General features: G+C 72.3%; 14 protein-coding genes, 2 tRNA genes and 1 pseudogene. 2 read left to right on the top strand and 15 right to left on the bottom strand.

What is annotated here, in order from left to right:
- Positions 1–185: 185 nt before the first annotated feature.
- A tRNA-Ala gene (locus ACIQCH_RS31375) sits at positions 186–258 on the bottom strand.
- Between the two features lie 140 nt (positions 259–398).
- On the opposite strand from ACIQCH_RS31375, the pseudogene ACIQCH_RS31370 reads away from it, so the two are divergent.
- Positions 399–1,760: pseudogene (locus ACIQCH_RS31370) on the top strand (glycosyltransferase 87 family protein); the annotation flags it as partial.
- Here the strand turns inward: ACIQCH_RS31370 and ACIQCH_RS31365 are convergent.
- The 7 genes from ACIQCH_RS31365 to ACIQCH_RS31335 all read right to left on the bottom strand — a co-directional run bounded on the left by ACIQCH_RS31365 (position 1,654) and on the right by ACIQCH_RS31335 (position 6,315).
- The gene (locus tag ACIQCH_RS31365; RefSeq protein WP_078910470.1) at positions 1,654–1,887 is read right to left on the bottom strand and encodes a hypothetical protein; all 234 of its coding nucleotides are present in this window, start codon (positions 1,885–1,887) and stop codon (positions 1,654–1,656) included. The pseudogene ACIQCH_RS31370 and the gene ACIQCH_RS31365 sit on opposite strands and share 107 nt — an antisense overlap.
- 226 nt (positions 1,888–2,113) lie before the next feature.
- Positions 2,114–2,186: transfer RNA gene (locus tag ACIQCH_RS31360), tRNA-Ala, on the bottom strand.
- Positions 2,187–2,338: 152 nt separating this feature from the next.
- The gene (locus tag ACIQCH_RS31355; protein WP_402586539.1) at positions 2,339–2,986 is read right to left on the bottom strand and encodes a histidine phosphatase family protein; all 648 of its coding nucleotides are present in this window, start codon (positions 2,984–2,986) and stop codon (positions 2,339–2,341) included.
- Positions 2,983–3,429: a ribosome silencing factor gene (rsfS, locus tag ACIQCH_RS31350; protein WP_402586478.1), complete on the bottom strand. Its 447-nt coding sequence runs from the start codon at positions 3,427–3,429 to the stop codon at positions 2,983–2,985. The genes ACIQCH_RS31355 and rsfS overlap by 4 nt, the downstream gene beginning before the upstream one ends.
- Positions 3,430–3,590: 161 nt before the next feature.
- A complete protein-coding gene (locus ACIQCH_RS31345) occupies positions 3,591–5,453 on the bottom strand; it encodes a LytR C-terminal domain-containing protein (protein ID WP_402586476.1) in 1,863 nt (620 codons plus the stop codon).
- 26 nt (positions 5,454–5,479) lie between these two features.
- Complete coding sequence (nadD, locus tag ACIQCH_RS31340) at positions 5,480–6,097, bottom strand: nicotinate-nucleotide adenylyltransferase (RefSeq protein WP_030205537.1); 618 nt, start codon at positions 6,095–6,097, stop codon at positions 5,480–5,482.
- A gap of 50 nt (positions 6,098–6,147) precedes the next feature.
- On the bottom strand, positions 6,148–6,315 hold the full coding sequence (locus ACIQCH_RS31335) for a hypothetical protein (RefSeq protein WP_037890146.1): 168 nt from the start codon (positions 6,313–6,315) through the stop codon (positions 6,148–6,150).
- 122 nt (positions 6,316–6,437) lie between these two features.
- Between ACIQCH_RS31335 and ACIQCH_RS31330 the strand changes: the two genes are divergently transcribed.
- Positions 6,438–7,619: a M48 family metallopeptidase gene (locus ACIQCH_RS31330; protein ID WP_402586474.1), complete on the top strand. Its 1,182-nt coding sequence runs from the start codon at positions 6,438–6,440 to the stop codon at positions 7,617–7,619.
- On the opposite strand, the gene ACIQCH_RS31325 is transcribed toward ACIQCH_RS31330, so the two are convergent.
- From ACIQCH_RS31325 to ACIQCH_RS31295, 7 genes are all read right to left on the bottom strand, one after another.
- On the bottom strand, positions 7,616–8,785 hold the full coding sequence (locus ACIQCH_RS31325) for a hypothetical protein (RefSeq protein WP_402586472.1): 1,170 nt from the start codon (positions 8,783–8,785) through the stop codon (positions 7,616–7,618). The two genes, ACIQCH_RS31330 and ACIQCH_RS31325, sit on opposite strands and share 4 nt — an antisense overlap.
- A gap of 75 nt (positions 8,786–8,860) precedes the next feature.
- Positions 8,861–9,466: a hypothetical protein gene (locus ACIQCH_RS31320; protein WP_402586470.1), complete on the bottom strand. Its 606-nt coding sequence runs from the start codon at positions 9,464–9,466 to the stop codon at positions 8,861–8,863.
- Between the two features lie 77 nt (positions 9,467–9,543).
- Positions 9,544–10,818 carry a glutamate-5-semialdehyde dehydrogenase gene (locus ACIQCH_RS31315; protein ID WP_402586468.1) on the bottom strand — a complete coding sequence of 425 codons (1,275 nt, stop codon included), beginning with the start codon at positions 10,816–10,818 and terminating at the stop codon, positions 9,544–9,546.
- A gap of 305 nt (positions 10,819–11,123) precedes the next feature.
- Positions 11,124–11,606 (bottom strand): hypothetical protein, encoded by a 483-nt coding sequence (locus ACIQCH_RS31310; protein WP_402586537.1) that lies wholly within the window; start codon positions 11,604–11,606, stop codon positions 11,124–11,126.
- A 52-nt stretch (positions 11,607–11,658) separates the two neighbouring features.
- On the bottom strand, positions 11,659–12,786 hold the full coding sequence (gene proB, locus ACIQCH_RS31305; protein WP_402586466.1) for a glutamate 5-kinase: 1,128 nt from the start codon (positions 12,784–12,786) through the stop codon (positions 11,659–11,661).
- Between the two features lie 20 nt (positions 12,787–12,806).
- The gene (locus ACIQCH_RS31300; RefSeq protein ID WP_402586464.1) at positions 12,807–13,268 is read right to left on the bottom strand and encodes a GtrA family protein; all 462 of its coding nucleotides are present in this window, start codon (positions 13,266–13,268) and stop codon (positions 12,807–12,809) included.
- Positions 13,265–14,242: a glycosyltransferase family 2 protein gene (locus ACIQCH_RS31295; RefSeq protein WP_402586462.1), complete on the bottom strand. Its 978-nt coding sequence runs from the start codon at positions 14,240–14,242 to the stop codon at positions 13,265–13,267. The genes ACIQCH_RS31300 and ACIQCH_RS31295 overlap by 4 nt, the downstream gene beginning before the upstream one ends.
- Positions 14,243–14,519 lie beyond the last annotated feature (277 nt).

Raw genomic sequence — 14,519 nt, 5'->3', positions numbered from 1 at the left:
GGGGACGCCGCGCCGATGCCGGCCCGCCAGCGGAAGGAGGGGGCCGGTACTGATCAGCGCGGCTCGGTAAGCAGAAGGCGTACGGCACGCATGGCGCCAGGGTACCGCAGGGGTAACCGGCGCCGCGCAGGCGACCGCAGAACGAGAAGCGGGCCACCCGATCCGGGTGACCCGCTTGTTCACTGTGGAGCTAAGGAGAATTGAACTCCTGACCTCTTGCATGCCATGCAAGCGCTCTACCAACTGAGCTATAGCCCCTTGTCCTGCTCGCCGCCCCGGTTCCCGTTCCGGTTTCCCTTGCCGGTTCCCCTTGGCGACGTCCCAAACATTACACGGTCACGGCCCAGGTCCAAAAATCGGTTTCCGCAGGAGCGGCCATCCGCACACTTCGCCCGATAATGTCGCTATTTGTGCCATCTGAGCGCCTCGTACGGCGCCCCGTCCTCGTCGCGGCAGCCGCCTGCCTGTTCTCCTTCGGTGCCTTCTGCCTGGCCCAGCGCCTGGCCTACGTGTCGTACGTCGACCTGCTCGTCTACCGCGCCGAGGGCCGGGCGGTGCTCACCGGCGGGGACCTGTACGCGATCGAGGTCGGCCGGGCACGCCTGCCCGCCACCTACCCCCCGGCGGCAGCGCTGTTGTTCACCCCGTTGGCGCTGCTGCCCCCGGCGACCCTGAAGGCGCTGGGGGTGCTCGCGAACCTGGGGCTGCTGACGGCCTTCGCGGGTCTGTCGCTGCGTCTGGTCACCGGCCGCCGGCCGGGCGCCGCGACGGTGTTGTGGGTGGCGGCGGCCGCGGTGTGGTGCGAGCCCGTCTGGGGGACGCTGCGCTACGGCCAGGTCAACCTGCTGCTCGCGGTGGCGGTCCTGTGGGACCTCACCCGACCGCGCGGCCACCGGTGGGCGGGCGTCGGCACCGGCCTGGCGGCCGCCGTGAAGCTCACCCCGGCCCTGTTCGCGGCCTTCCTGCTGACGGCGGGGCTCGTACGGGCCCTGCGCGCCCGCCGGCCGCCGTACGCGCCCCCGCGCGCCCCACACACGCCCCCCACCCCGCACACCGGGCACGCTCCCGGCGCCCCGTACGCCCGCCCGGGCGACGGCCCCGGCGCCGCCGAGCTGCGCGCCGCCGGGGTCGCGGCCGGGGTCTTCTGCGCGGCCGGCGCCGCCGCCTGGGCGGTCCTGCCCGGGGCCTCTCGCACGTACTGGACCTCGCTGGTGCTCGACTCCGGTCGGGCCGGCTACGCGGAGGAGACCGCCAACCAGTCGCTGCGCGGCGTGCTCGCCCGGCTGCTGCACACGGGGCACCCGGGCCTGCCGTGGGTCGCGGCGGCGCTGCTGGCCGGGGTCGCCGGGCTGGTGGTGGCCGTGGGCGCCGAGTTGCGGGAGGACCGGGCCGGGGCGGTGGTGGCCACCGCGCTGACGGCGCTGCTGGTGAGCCCGATTTCGTGGTCCCACCACTGGATCTGGTGCGTTCCCGCGGCGCTGCTGGTGCGGGAGCGGGCGGGCCGCCGCCCGACGCCGGCGTTCTGGCTCGCCTTCTGCTCGTACGCGCTGTGGTGGGCGGTACCGCACGGCCCGGACCGTCCCGAACTCGGACTGGGCGCGGTCCCGATGGCGGCTTCGGCGCTCTACGCGCTCGCGGCGGCCGGCGTGCTGGTCATGCTCTGGCGAACGAGTAGAAGCGCTTCAGAGTGCAGTGCTCGTCGAGCAGACGGCCGTAGATCGGCTCGCCCTCCAGCTCGCGGTACCGCTCGATCGGGTCGCCTTTTATGATCAGCGCCCGCGCGCATTCCTCGCACCAGTACTGGTAGTCGGGATTGACCGGGTCCATGTCCCGGACGATCGGCGTGCCGCTGTCGCACCAATCGCAACGCCGCCGGTGTGCGCCCATCCGTCAGCGACTCCCTCCCGTTCGGGCCGTCGTGTCCCCCTCCGGCCGTCCGATTCTGCCATGACGCCGTGCGGCCGGTCAGCCCCGAATGTCCGGTCGGTCCGGGACCGGACACGGTTCCGGCTGGATCCCCCCGCCCGGAACCCCTGTGACGCGTGTGGCGGATGGGGTATCTGTGGGACAAAAGCGAGGATCCCGCCCCCTGTTGGGGACGGGATCCTGATTGTGGAGCTAAGGAGAATTGAACTCCTGACCTCTTGCATGCCATGCAAGCGCTCTACCAACTGAGCTATAGCCCCTTGCTGTCGCCCGCCGCTTCCTCGCTCCGTTTCCGGTGCTCTCCGCTGCGGACAAGAAGAACTCTAGCCTGCGTTGTCCCAGAAACGAAATCCGGGTCCGGAGGCCCCTCACGAGGCGCCTCCGGAAGCCCTCCGGACCGGGTCGTCGCAGGTCAGTCGTCGTCGCCGAGCACCGGCTCCGGCAGCGTGCCGGCGTTGTGCTCCAGCAGGCGCCAGCCGCGCGCGCCCTCCCCCAGGACCGACCAGCAGCAGTTGGACAGGCCGCCCAGGCTCTCCCAGTTGTGCGGTTCCAGGCCGAGCAGCCGCCCGATGGTGGTGCGGATGGTGCCGCCGTGGCTGACGACGACCAGCGTGCCGCCCTCGCCCAGCCGGGCGGCGTGGCGCAGCACGACGGGGGCCGCCCGGTCGGCGACCTCGGTCTCGAGCTCGCCGCCGCCGCGGCGGACGGGCTCGCCGCGCTTCCAGGCCGCGTACTGCTCGCCGTACTTCGCGACGATCTCGTCGTGGGTGAGGCCCTGCCACTCGCCGGCGTAGGTCTCCCGCAGGTCCGCGTCGTGCTCGACCGACAGGTCGGTGACGGCGGCGAGCTCGGCGGCGGTGGCCGCCGCGCGGCTGAGGTCGGAGGCGACGATCGCGTCCGGCTTCAGGGCGGCCAGCAGGCGGGCGGCCCGGCGGGCCTGGGCCACGCCGGTCGCCGTCAGCTCGATGTCCGTGGAGCCCTGGAAGCGGCGCTCCAGGTTCCACGAGGTCTGGCCGTGCCGCCACAGGACGATCTTGCGGCCGGTCTTGGGCGCGCTCAGAACAGATCACCGTCCAGGTCGTCGTCCCCCGCCGCCTCGCGCAGTGCGGCGTGCTCGGCCGCCTTGCCCTTGGTGAGCTTGGCGTCCTCGGGCAGGTCGATCTCGGGGCAGTCCTTCCACAGCCGCTCCAGGGCGTAGAAGACGCGCTCCTCGCTGTGCTGGACGTGCACCACGATGTCGACGTAGTCGAGCAGGATCCAGCGCGCGTCGCGGTCGCCCTCGCGGCGCACCGGCTTGGCGCCGAGGTCCTTGAGGAGCTTCTCCTCGATCTCGTCGACGATGGACTTGACCTGGCGGTCGCTGGGCGCGGAGGCCAGCAGGAAGGCGTCGGTGATCGACAGCACGTCGCTGACGTCGTAGGCGATGATGTCGTGCGCGAGCTTGTCCGCAGCCGCCTGGGCGGCGGCGTTGATGAGCTCGATGGAGCGGTCCGTGGCGGTCACTGGCCATGCTTTCGGGTCGGGTGGCAGATCAGTTCAAGGGTCTCATGTACCGCCGGCCCCGCTCGCAATGATTAACCGCCCGGGAGTCCTGCCTGGTCAGGCCGCCCAGGGCCGGCCTGCGGCCCTGGGCGGAGAGACGGACGGGGACCCCGTCAGGGGTCTCAGGGCGTCTTGTAGTCCGTGCCGAGGACCACGGTGACCTCCGCGTTGCCCGCGCCCGGGGCCTTCTTGACGGCGGTCTCCTTCAGGCCGAGGGTCTTGGCGACCTCGACGGCCTTGGGCTTGGCCGCGTCGTCGGCGTAGGTGACCTCGGTGGCGGACAGGGTCCCGGAGGCCTTGCCGCCGTCGATGAACGTGTACCCGGCGTTGACCAGGGCCGCCTGCGCTTCGATGACGGTCTTGGCACCGCCGGTGCCGTCCTTGAGGGCGACCCGGGGGGCGGCATTGGGGGCCGCGGCCTTCAGTGCGCCGCCGAGGAGGTCCTTGACGACGGTGCTGACGGCCGCCTCGGTGAGCGTGCCGTCGCCCTTCACCGGCATGACCTCGGTGGTGTAGTCGCCGACCTTGGCGTGCTCGCCGAGCTTGGCCAGGGAGGAGCCCAGGTCCTTCTCGGTGAGGGACGGGTCGAGGATCTGTCCGAGGGTCTCGATGGAGATGGTGGCGGACCGCTCGTCGCTGGGCATCTTGCGCAGGGTGCCGTACAGGACCGTGCCGAAGCGTTCCAGCTGCTTGGTCTCGGGCTCGCCGGGGGCCCGGTAGGTGGCGTAGGCGACGGCCATGGGGCCGCTCAGGTCCTGCTTGTCGCCCTTGCCGACGGCCGGGGTCTTGGCCTTCGCGTCGGCGGGCACGGCGGCGTCGGTGTCCACCTCGATCCCGCCGAGCTGGTCGACGAGGTTCTCCAGGTACGGGGTGTCGAGCCGCCAGGTGCCCTCGATCTTCGTGCCCAGCAGGGTGTCGAGGGAGTCGCGGGTGCCGCCCAGGCCGTCGGCGTCGACGGACTTGCCCAGCGTGGTGCCGGTGCCGTTCTCGCCGGTGACGGTGGTGGCGTTGGGCAGCAGGACGGTGGCGCCGCGCTTGGTGGTGACGTTGTCGACGAGCAGGGCCGTGGAGGTGCCGCCCTTGCGGGTGTTGTGCAGGTGGACGACGATCATGTCGCGCTTCTGCGGGCCGGTGGCCACGGCCTCCTTGCCGGCGCCGTCGCCGAGGAAGGGCAGCTTGCCGGCGTACCAGAGGTAGCCGACGCCGCTCACGACGAAGAGGGCGAGCACGACGATGAGCACGGTGACGCGGTTGCGGCCGCGGCGCTTGGCCTCCTCGCGGCGTTCCGTGCGGCTCTCGGTGAACTTGAGCCAGTCGATGACGTCCTCGGAGTCCTCGTCGGGCTCCTCGATGAACGAGAACTGCTCGGTGCGGTAGTCGGGGGCCTCGCGGCGCTGCCCGGGGACCTGGCCGGCCGGGTTGCCGCCGCCGGGGCCCCGGTCGTCCGCGGTCCGGCCCGCGGGGGCCTCGGGGTCGACCTCCGGCTCGGGGGCGGGGGCCTGCTGCGGGATCCACTGCGGCGCGGTGCCGACCGACGCGTACTGGCCGGTCGCGTCCACGGCGGGGTACGAGCCGGTCGAGTCGACCGCCGGGTACGAGCCGGTGGCGTCCACGGCGGGGTACGAGCCCGTCGAGCCGACCGCCGGGTACGAGCCCGTCGCGTCCACGGCGGGGTACGAGCCCGTGCCGTCCACGGCCGGGTACGAGCCGGTGGCGTCGACCGCCGGGTACTGGCCGGTGCCGGTGTCGTACCCGTACCCCTGGGAGCCGTACTGCTGCTGCCCGGCGTAGGGGTCGTACCCCTGGTCCTGCGCGGGCTGCGACACCGGCCGCCCGTACGCGTCGTAGCCGTACCCGTACGCGTCGTACTGCTGCGCGGGCGCGGCGGGGGCCTGTCCGTACACCGGCTGCCCGTAGGCGTCGTACCCGATGAGCTGCTGCTCCGGGACGGAGTACGGATCCTGCGGGTCCTGGCGGTCGTTCACCGGCGCCCCTCTCTTTCCCGGAACCCTCAGGCGCCCCGGTACAGCTCTCGCTTGTCGATGTACCGCACCACGCCGTCCGGCACCAGGTACCAGACCGGATCGCCCGCGGCCACGCGCTCGCGGCAGTCGGTGGACGAGATGGCGAGCGCCGGCACCTCGACGAGCGAGACACCGCCCTCGGGCAACCCGTCGTCGGTCAGTATGTGGCCCGGCCGCGTGACGCCGATGAAGTGCGCCAGCGAGAACAGCTCCTCGGCATCGCGCCAGGTGAGGATCTGTGCGAGCGCGTCGGCGCCGGTGATGAAGAACAGGTCCGCGTCCGTGTTCATGGCGCGCAGGTCCCGCAGCGTGTCGATGGTGTAGGTCGGACCGCCGCGGTCGATGTCGATGCGACTGACCGAGAACTGCGGGTTGGAAGCCGTGGCGATGACCGTCATCAGGTAGCGGTCCTCGGCGGGCGAGACGGCCCGCTGGGACTTCTGCCAGGGCTCGCCGGTGGGCACGAACACCACCTCGTCGAGGTGGAACAGCGCGGCCACCTCACTGGCGGCCACGAGGTGTCCGTGGTGGATCGGGTCGAACGTCCCGCCCATCACGCCGAGGCGGCGCTTGACCGGACCGGTAGGCACTTCCTGCTCTCCCATGCGTGCAGAGCCTACTGGCCCGGTGCGGCGGCCCCGAACCGGCGGTCGATTCAGCGGTCGCGGTTGAGGCGGGTGGTGATCCACAGCAGGAACAGCAGGATGAAGAGGGCGGCACCGCCGGTCATGTACGGGCTGAGGCTGTCGTGGTTGCCGCCGTGCTGCTCGACCTCGTCGGACGCGAGGGTGACCAGGTCGTGGGCGGTGCTCAGGAGGCTCATCAGGCAGGGACCTATCGTGAGGGCGTCAGACGTCGCGGACATCGTATGCGGGGGCTCCGGGCACGATCACGTCGACTCAGGCGTTAGGGAGCGTGGACGTCCGCACGACCGAGGGGGAACCGATGACTGACCAGGGTTTCGAGAAGCTGCCCGGGCGCAGCCGCAGGCGCTTCCCGGGGATCTCCTCGCGGGCGTACGAGCACCCTGCCGACCGTTCGGCACTGGTGGCGCTGCGCAAGCTGAGCGGCTTCGACACGGTGTTCAAGACGCTCAGCGGGCTGCTGCCGGAGCGCAGCCTGCGCCTGCTGTACCTGTCGGACTCGGTGCGGGTGAGCGAGGTGCAGTTCCCGCAGCTGCACGCGATGCTGCTGGACGCCTGCATGATCCTGGACCTGGAGAAGGTCCCGCAGATGTACGTGCAGCAGGACCCGAAGCCGAACGCGATGTGCGTGGGCCTCGACGAGCCGATCATCGTGGTGACCACCGCGCTGGTGGAGCTGCTCGACGAGGAGGAGATGCGGGCGGTCGTGGGCCACGAGGTGGGCCACGCGCTGTCCGGCCACGCGGTCTACCGGACGATACTGCTGTTCCTGACGAACCTCGCCCTGAAGGTGGCGTGGATCCCGCTGGGCACGGTCACCGTCACGGCGCTGGTGACCGCGCTGCGCGAGTGGTTCCGCAAGTCGGAGCTGTCGGCGGACCGGGCGGGGCTGCTGGTGGGGCAGGACCTGCAGGCCTCGATGCGCGGGCTGATGAAGCTGGCGGGCGGCCACCACCTGCACGAGATGAACGTGGACGCGTTCCTGGAGCAGGCGAAGGAGTACGAGGAGAGCGGTGACCTGCGCGACTCGGTGCTCAAGATCCTTAACCTGCTGCCGCGGACGCACCCCTTCACCACCGTGCGCGCCGCGGAGCTGAAGCGGTGGGCGGAGAGCCGCGACCACCAGCGGCTCATGGACGGGCACTACCCGCGCCGGTCCGAGGACGGCGACACCTCGGTCACGGACTCGTTCCGCCAGTCCGCGACGCACTACGCGGACACCGTGCGGACCAGCAAGGACCCGCTGCTGAAGCTGGTCGGGGACCTCGCCGGGGGCGTCGGCGACGTCGGCGGCAAGCTCTTCGACCGGTTCTCGGGCGGCGCCAAGGGCTCCGGCAGGGCCGGCACCAAGGACGGCGCCGAAGACGGTGCCGAGGGCGAGGCCAAGGGCGAGGCCAAGGACGCCGGCCGGGATTCCGCCCGCGGCACGGGCGGGGACACCGGCAAGGACGGCGGTACGACGCCCGGCGGGGACACCGCCTAAGCGGGGGGCCGCGGGCTCGGCTGGGCCCCCGGGGCCAGCACCCCGCACAGCCCGCGCGTGCCCGCGGCCGTGCCCGTGCCCACCGCCGCGCCCGTCCCCGCGACCGCGCCGGTCGCGCCCGGCCCGTCCCCGGTGGCGTACGGATCGCTGGCCGCCGGCCCCGTGCCGGTGGCCCGCTGCCCCGCGAGCAGCGGCGTGAAGCCGCCGGACGGGTCGGCCGCGCAGTCCTGCGGACCGGCCTGCACGTACGCGGAGAACACCTCGGCGCGCCGGGCCTCCAGGTCCTCGCGGTCGAAGCGCAGCCGCAGCTCGCGCCGGACGGTGAAGAGCGAGGCCGCGCCCCCTTCGGTCCGCGGCCCGGCGACGGCCGGCCGGACGGCGTAGACGAAGGTGTGGTCGGTGACGACCTCCAGGGTGTCCGGGCCGGCCTCGGTGAAGGCCATCGTGCCCTGGACGCGCACCCCCGGGTCGGCGAGGACGGCGGTGGCCGGATCGATGCGCACCAGCCAGCCGGTGAGCGCGTGCCGCCCGTCCGGGGCGGGCCGGCTCAGGCTGTGGTCGAACTGGGCCAGCAGGTCGGGGTCGAGCAGGACCCGCACCGGCCGGGTGGCGTCGCCGGACAGCACGTCCGGGTCGATCCCGGACTGGACGAGGTAGTCCTTGGCCGTGGACAGGGCGGTGAGCACCTGCGCCTCGGTGAAGTGGTCCGTGCGGCGGACCGCGGGCAGGGTGATGCCGGCCGCACCGGCCCGGAAGTCGGCCGCGGGGCTCGCCGCGTACAGGTCGGCGGGCCGTCCGCCGGGGACCGCGCCCTTCGGGGCCAGCGGGACGACCGTCATGGCGAGCGGGTCGGTGTGGGTGTCGGGCGGGGCCGTGTAGGGCTGGCGCAGCCCCAGGTAGACGGCCATGGTGAAGGCCAGCACCACGACCAGCAGCAGGGCCAGGCCCTGCCGGGCGCCGCGGCCCGAGCCCGCGCCGGGCGCGCTGCCGGCCCACACGGAGCGGCTGCGCACCGCGCGGGCGTGCTCGCCCATCCGCTCCTGGGCGGAGAACTCCTGGAGCCGGGCGGCCCGGACGAAGTCCTCGTCGAACACCACGGAACGGTACTCGTCCTCGCCGCCGATGCCGTCGGGGGCGCCGTTGGGTGGATCTCCTGGCACGGCCATCGCTTCTCCCCGCTGTCCCCGCACTAGAGAAGCCCCCTCCCGGTCCCGCGCAGGGGCGTTCGAGGGGTCGTACTTTCAGGGTTGGCGGCTACCGCTGTACGTAAACGCACCGCTGGCGGGGAACTTCTCCGACTCGGCGCGGTTGCCCTCGACGCCGGTGGTGGCGGGCGGGGGCGCCTCGTCGCGGGTGGCGCTGCGGTAGACGGCGCTGAAGGCGAGGGCGACCATGCCGACGCCCATCACGACGGCGAGCATCCAGGCCACCGGGCGCAGCCAGCGGGACCGGCCGCGGTAGGGGCGCAGGGTGCCGCCGTAGACCCCGTACGGGCCGTGGCCGCCGTAGGGGTAGCTGTAGGCGTACTCGGGGCCGAAGCCGTAGGGCTCACCGTCGGGGCCGTACCCGTACCCGTAGCGGTCGAGGTAGCCGTCGTAGCTGTCGTGGCTCTCGAGGCCCTCGTCGTCGGTGGCGCGGGCGGCCGCGACCGCGCGCGCCTCCTCGGCCTGCGCGCGCGCCTGGGCGGCGGCGAGCACCCGCTCGGCGGCGGTCGGTTCATGGATCTCGGCGCTCCGGACGAAGTCCTCGTCGAACACCACGGAGGCGAAGTCCTGGTCCGCGCCTCCGCGGTCGTCGTCGGGCTCCCAGTCGTCCGGGAACGGCTTGCCCCCCACGTCGTCCGGCACGGGACCAGAGTAGACCTGGGGGGCTGTTTTGGGCAGGGAGTACGCCGAAAATCGGCCACTCGGAGTCCAGGGTCTGATTACCGTACGTGACCGTCGCCGGTGACGATGTACTTGGTCGAGGTCAGCTCCGGCAGCCCCATCGGACCGCGGGCGTGCAGCTTCTGCGTGGAGATCCCGATCTCGGCGCCGAAGCCGAACTGGCCACCGTCGGTGAAGCGGGTGGAGGCGTTGACGGCCACGGTGGTGGAGTCGACCAGCTGGGTGAAGCGGCGGGCGGCGGCCTGGGAGGTGGTGACGATCGCCTCGGTGTGGCCGGAGGTCCAGCGGCGGATGTGCTCGACGGCCGCGTCGAGGGAGTCGACGACGCCGGCGGCGATGTCGTACGAGAGGTACTCGGCCGCCCAGTCCTCGTCGGTGGCCGGCAGCGCCGTGACCTTGCTGTCCTCGGCGTACCCGAGGACGGCCGGGTCGCCGTGGACGGTGACGCCGGCCTCGGCGAGGGCGTCGAGGGCCCGCGGCAGGAAGGCGGCGGCGATGTCGCGGTGGACCAGGAGGGTCTCGGCGGAGTTGCAGACGGAGGGCCGCTGGGCCTTGGAGTTGACGAGGATGTCCACGGCCATGTCGAGATCGGCCGTGGCGTCGACGTAGACGTGGCAGTTGCCGGTACCGGTCTCGATGACGGGGACGGTGGACTCCTCGACGACCGTCTTGATGAGGGAGGCACCGCCGCGCGGGATGAGGACGTCGACGAGGCCGCGGGCGCGCATCAGCTCGCGGACGGAGTCGCGGGACTCGCCGGGCACGAGCTGGATGGCGTCGGCGGGCAGGCCGGTGCTCTCGACGGCGTCGCGCAGGATGGCGACGAGGGCGGTGTTGGAGGCGTACGCGGAGGACGAGCCGCGCAGCAGGACGGCGTTGCCGGACTTCAGGCAGAGGGCGGCGGCGTCGACGGTGACGTTGGGGCGGGCCTCGTAGATGATGCCGACCACACCGAGCGGGACGCGGATCTGGCGCAGGTCGATGCCGTTGGGGAGGGTCGAGCCGCGGACGACCTCGCCGACCGGGTCGGGCAGGGCGGCGACGTGGCGGACGTCCGCGGCGATGGCGGCGACGCGCTCGGGGGTGAGGGTGAGGCGGTCGACGACGGTCTCGCTCGTGCCGGCCGCCCGGGCCTTCTCGATGTCCTTGGCGTTGGCCTCGACGATCTCCGCCGAGCGGGCCTCCAGCGCGTCGGCGATCGCGTGCAGCGCGGTGTCCTTGGCGGAGCGCGGCAGTGGGGCGATCACGGCGGCGGCGGTGCGGGCGCGCTGCGCGGTGGCGATCACGGGAGAGGCGGCGTTCTGCGAGGTCATGCTTGCAGGGTAGCCCCCCGCTGCGGCCGGTCGGCCGGGGTTTCAGCCCCCGAGACGGCCGGCCGGTGTCGGTGCTTGCTCGCTCCGTGGGCCGCCCCGTGGTGTGTGGGTCCCCTCGCCTCTTGAGGCGTCATGGCCTGCAGGCCCTGCGGCAGGCCCACCCCTGGGGCTTCGGGGCCTTCGGCCCTGGCCTACGGCCACCCCAGGCCCGGGCCTGCCTCCGGACCAGCCTGCCATGACGCCTCAAGAGGCTTCCCCACACACCACGGGGCGGGCGGGGTCGGACCACCGGCGACGCGGAGGGGTCAGTACGGGTGGACGCCCACCGGGGAGGCCGGGGGTGGACCGTAGCCCTCGGCGACGCGCTGGTGGTAGGTGGCGCGGTCGATGACCTCCAGGCCGACGATCTCCCAGGGCGGGAGCTTCGCCGTGGAGCGGTGCTCGCCCCACAGCCGCAGGGCGACGGCCGCCGCGTCGTGCAGGTCGCGGGCCTCCTCCCAGTACCGGATCTCCGCGTGGTCGGCGGCGTACCGGCTGGTGAGGAGGAAGGGGTGGTCGTGGGCCAGCTGCTCCAGGCCCCGTCGCACCTCCGCCAGCGGGACGGGGTCGCCGGAGACGCTGAGCGTGACGTGCCAGAGCCGGGTCGTCTCCGCGGGCCCGGCATCCTCGCCCACTGCGACGCTGGTCAGCGTGCGCTCGGCGCGCGCTCGTCTCACCGGCGGCCTCCTGGTTGTGCGTCGGTGTCCTGCCTGGTCCCCCACAGCCCCCCTGCCAACAAAGTTGACCAGTCCGCGGCCCGCCGTGCGACGGTTTTGCCGGATCCGGCCCCTGGGCGGGCCCTCAGCGCTGGAGAACGACCAGGTCGTCGCGGTGGACGACCTCGCGCTCGTACTCGGGGCCGAGTTCCTTCGCGAGTTCCTTGGTGGAGCGGCCGAGCAGTCGCGGCAGCTCCTTGGCGTCGAAGTTGACCAGGCCGCGGGCCACGGCCCGGCCGCTGGTGTCGCGCAGTTCCACCGGGTCCCCGGCCACGAACTCGCCCTCGACGGCCGCGATGCCCGCCGGCAGCAGGGAGCCGCCGCGCTGGGTGACGGCCGCGACGGCGCCGTCGTCGAGGGTGAGGTGGCCCTGGGGGGTGGAGGCGTGCTGGAGCCACAGGAGCCGGTCGGCGGAGCGGCGCCCGGTCTCGTGGAAGTAGGTGCCGGTGCCGCGGCCGGCGAGGGCGTCGGCGGCCTGGCTCGCGGAGGTGAGGACGACCGGGATGCCGGCCGCGGCGGCGATGCGCGCGGCCTCGACCTTGGTGACCATCCCGCCGGTGCCCACGCCCGCCTTGCCGGCGCTGCCGATGGAGACGTGCGCGATGTCCTCGGGGCCGCGGACCTCGTCGATGCGGGAGGTGCCGGGCTGGGACGGGTCGCCGTCGTAGAGGCCGTCGACGTCGGAGAGCAGGACGAGCAGGTCGGCGCGGACCAGGTGGGCGACGAGGGCGGCGAGCCGGTCGTTGTCGCCGAAGCGGATCTCGTCCGTGGCGACGGTGTCGTTCTCGTTGACGACCGGCAGGGCGCCCATGGCCAGCAGCTGGTCGAGGGTGCGGTAGGCGTTGCGGTAGTGGGCGCGCCGGCTGGTGTCGTCGGAGGTCAGCAGGACCTGGCCGACCCGGACGCCGTAGCGGGCGAAGGAGGCGGTGTAGCGGGCGACCAGGAGGCCCTGGCCGACGCTCGCGGCGGCCTGCTGGCGGGCCAGGTCCTTCGGGCGGCGGCGCAGGCCGAGGGGGGCCAGGCCGGCAGCGATGGCGCCGGAGGAGACCAGGACGATCTCCTTCTCGCCACCGCTGCGGGCCTTGGCGAGGACGTCGACGAGGGCGTCGACGCGATCGGCGTCGAGGCCTCCCGAAGCGGTCGTCAGGGAGGAGGAGCCGACCTTGACCACGATCCTGCGGGCGTCCGCCACAGCCTGCCTTGCCCCTGACACGTCCCTGACCCCTATGCGCTCTACCGGTTGCTCTGCGCCCAATCTACGGGGTCCGGCTCGGCGCCGGCGTCCGCGTTCCGGACCGTGGACACCGGAGCGGCCGGCCCGCGGCTGACCAGGATCCGCTGGGCGATCAGGTACGTGAAGGGGATCGCGAGGACCGCGGCCGCCAGCGGGGCGATCTTCGAGTCCATCCCGGCCCAGGCCACCAGCGCGTACAGCCCGATGGACTGGACGACGTAGTTGGTCACCTGGGTGAGGGGGAAGAGCAGGAACTTCTTCCAGGTCGGCCGGGTGCGGTAGGTGAAGTAGGTGTTCATGAAGAACGACCCGACCATGCTGAGCAGGAAGGCGAGGGTGTACGCGGCGAAGTACGGCATCCACGGGTGCAGCAGCAGGTAGATGCCGAAGAACGTCCCGGTGTTGACCCCGCCGACCAGGCCGAAGCGCAGGACCTGGCCGAGCTGGCCGCGCAGCTTCACCGGGCGTCCGTCTCCGCCGGGGCGGACAGCGCCGCGCCGGTCCGGACGTCGGCGCCGTGCGACTCCTTGACGAGGAAGTGCGGGCGGCGCTTGGTCTCGTAGTAGATGCGGCCGATGTACTCGCCGATCAGGCCGAGCATGGTCATCTGGACGCCGCCGAGGCCGACGATGATGGCCACGAGCGTGGTGTAGCCGGGGGTCTTGATGCCGGTGGTCAGCGCCGCGATGACGATCCACAGGGTGTAGAGGGCGCCGAGGGCGGTCAGGATCGCGCCGGTCCAGATCGCGGCGCGCAGCGGCCGGTTGTTGAACGAGATCAGGCCGTCCATGGCGTAGTTCAGCAGGGCGCCGAACCGCCACTTGGTCTCGCCGGCCTCGCGCTGCGCGTTCTGGTAGTCGAAGGTGACGGTGTCGAAGCCGACCCAGGAGAACAGGCCCTTGGAGAAGCGGTTGTACTCCGGGAGGGACAGCAGCGCGTCGACGGCCTGGCGCGACAACAGGCGGAAGTCGCCCACGCCGTCGGTGAGCTCGACGTCGACCCAGCTGTTGACGGCCCGGTAGTAGAGGCTGCTCAGCGCGCTGCGGACCTTCTTGTCGCCCTCGCGGTTGCGGCGGGCGATGATCTGGTCGTGCCCGAGGGCGTACAGGTCGAGCATCTTTCCGATGAGCTCCGGCGGGTGCTGGAGGTCGGCGTCCATGATGACGACGGCGTCGCCGGTGGCCTCGCGCAGGCCGGCGAGCATGCCGGCCTCCTTGCCGAAGTTGCGGCTGAAGGAGACGTACCTGGTCTGCTCGCCGTGCCGGGCCGCGATGGCGCGGAGCCTGCCGAGAGTGCCGTCACGGGAACCGTCGTCGACGTAGCAGACCTCGTAGTCCACGGGGAGTGCGTCGAGCACCCTGCGGATCTCGGTGTCGAAGCTGTCGATGACCGCTTCTTCGTTGTAACAGGGAACGACTACGGACAGCTTCGTCATGAACTCTTCCACCTGCGGGTCCGAACGGGTGATTGTCGCCCACGGGACCCGACACTCACCTCTCAAAGGAAGTATGCACGGCCGCCACACCCCGCCGTACGACCTGCCGCCGATGAGTGGAACACACGGTAGCTTTGGCGGGCGTAAACGGAACACAACGATTGAGGTGCCAGTGCCTGACGTCTCCGTGGTCGTCATCGTCTACAACGACGCAGAGCGTCTTCCGACGGCGGTCCAGTCCGTTCTGGACCAGACCCTGCACGGGGTCGAGGTCGTC

Origin of the sequence: Streptomyces sp. NPDC093225, assembly GCF_044753805.1 — a bacterium.
Classification (GTDB): domain Bacteria; phylum Actinomycetota; class Actinomycetes; order Streptomycetales; family Streptomycetaceae; genus Streptomyces.
This window is presented reverse-complemented; position numbering and strand designations above follow the sequence as displayed.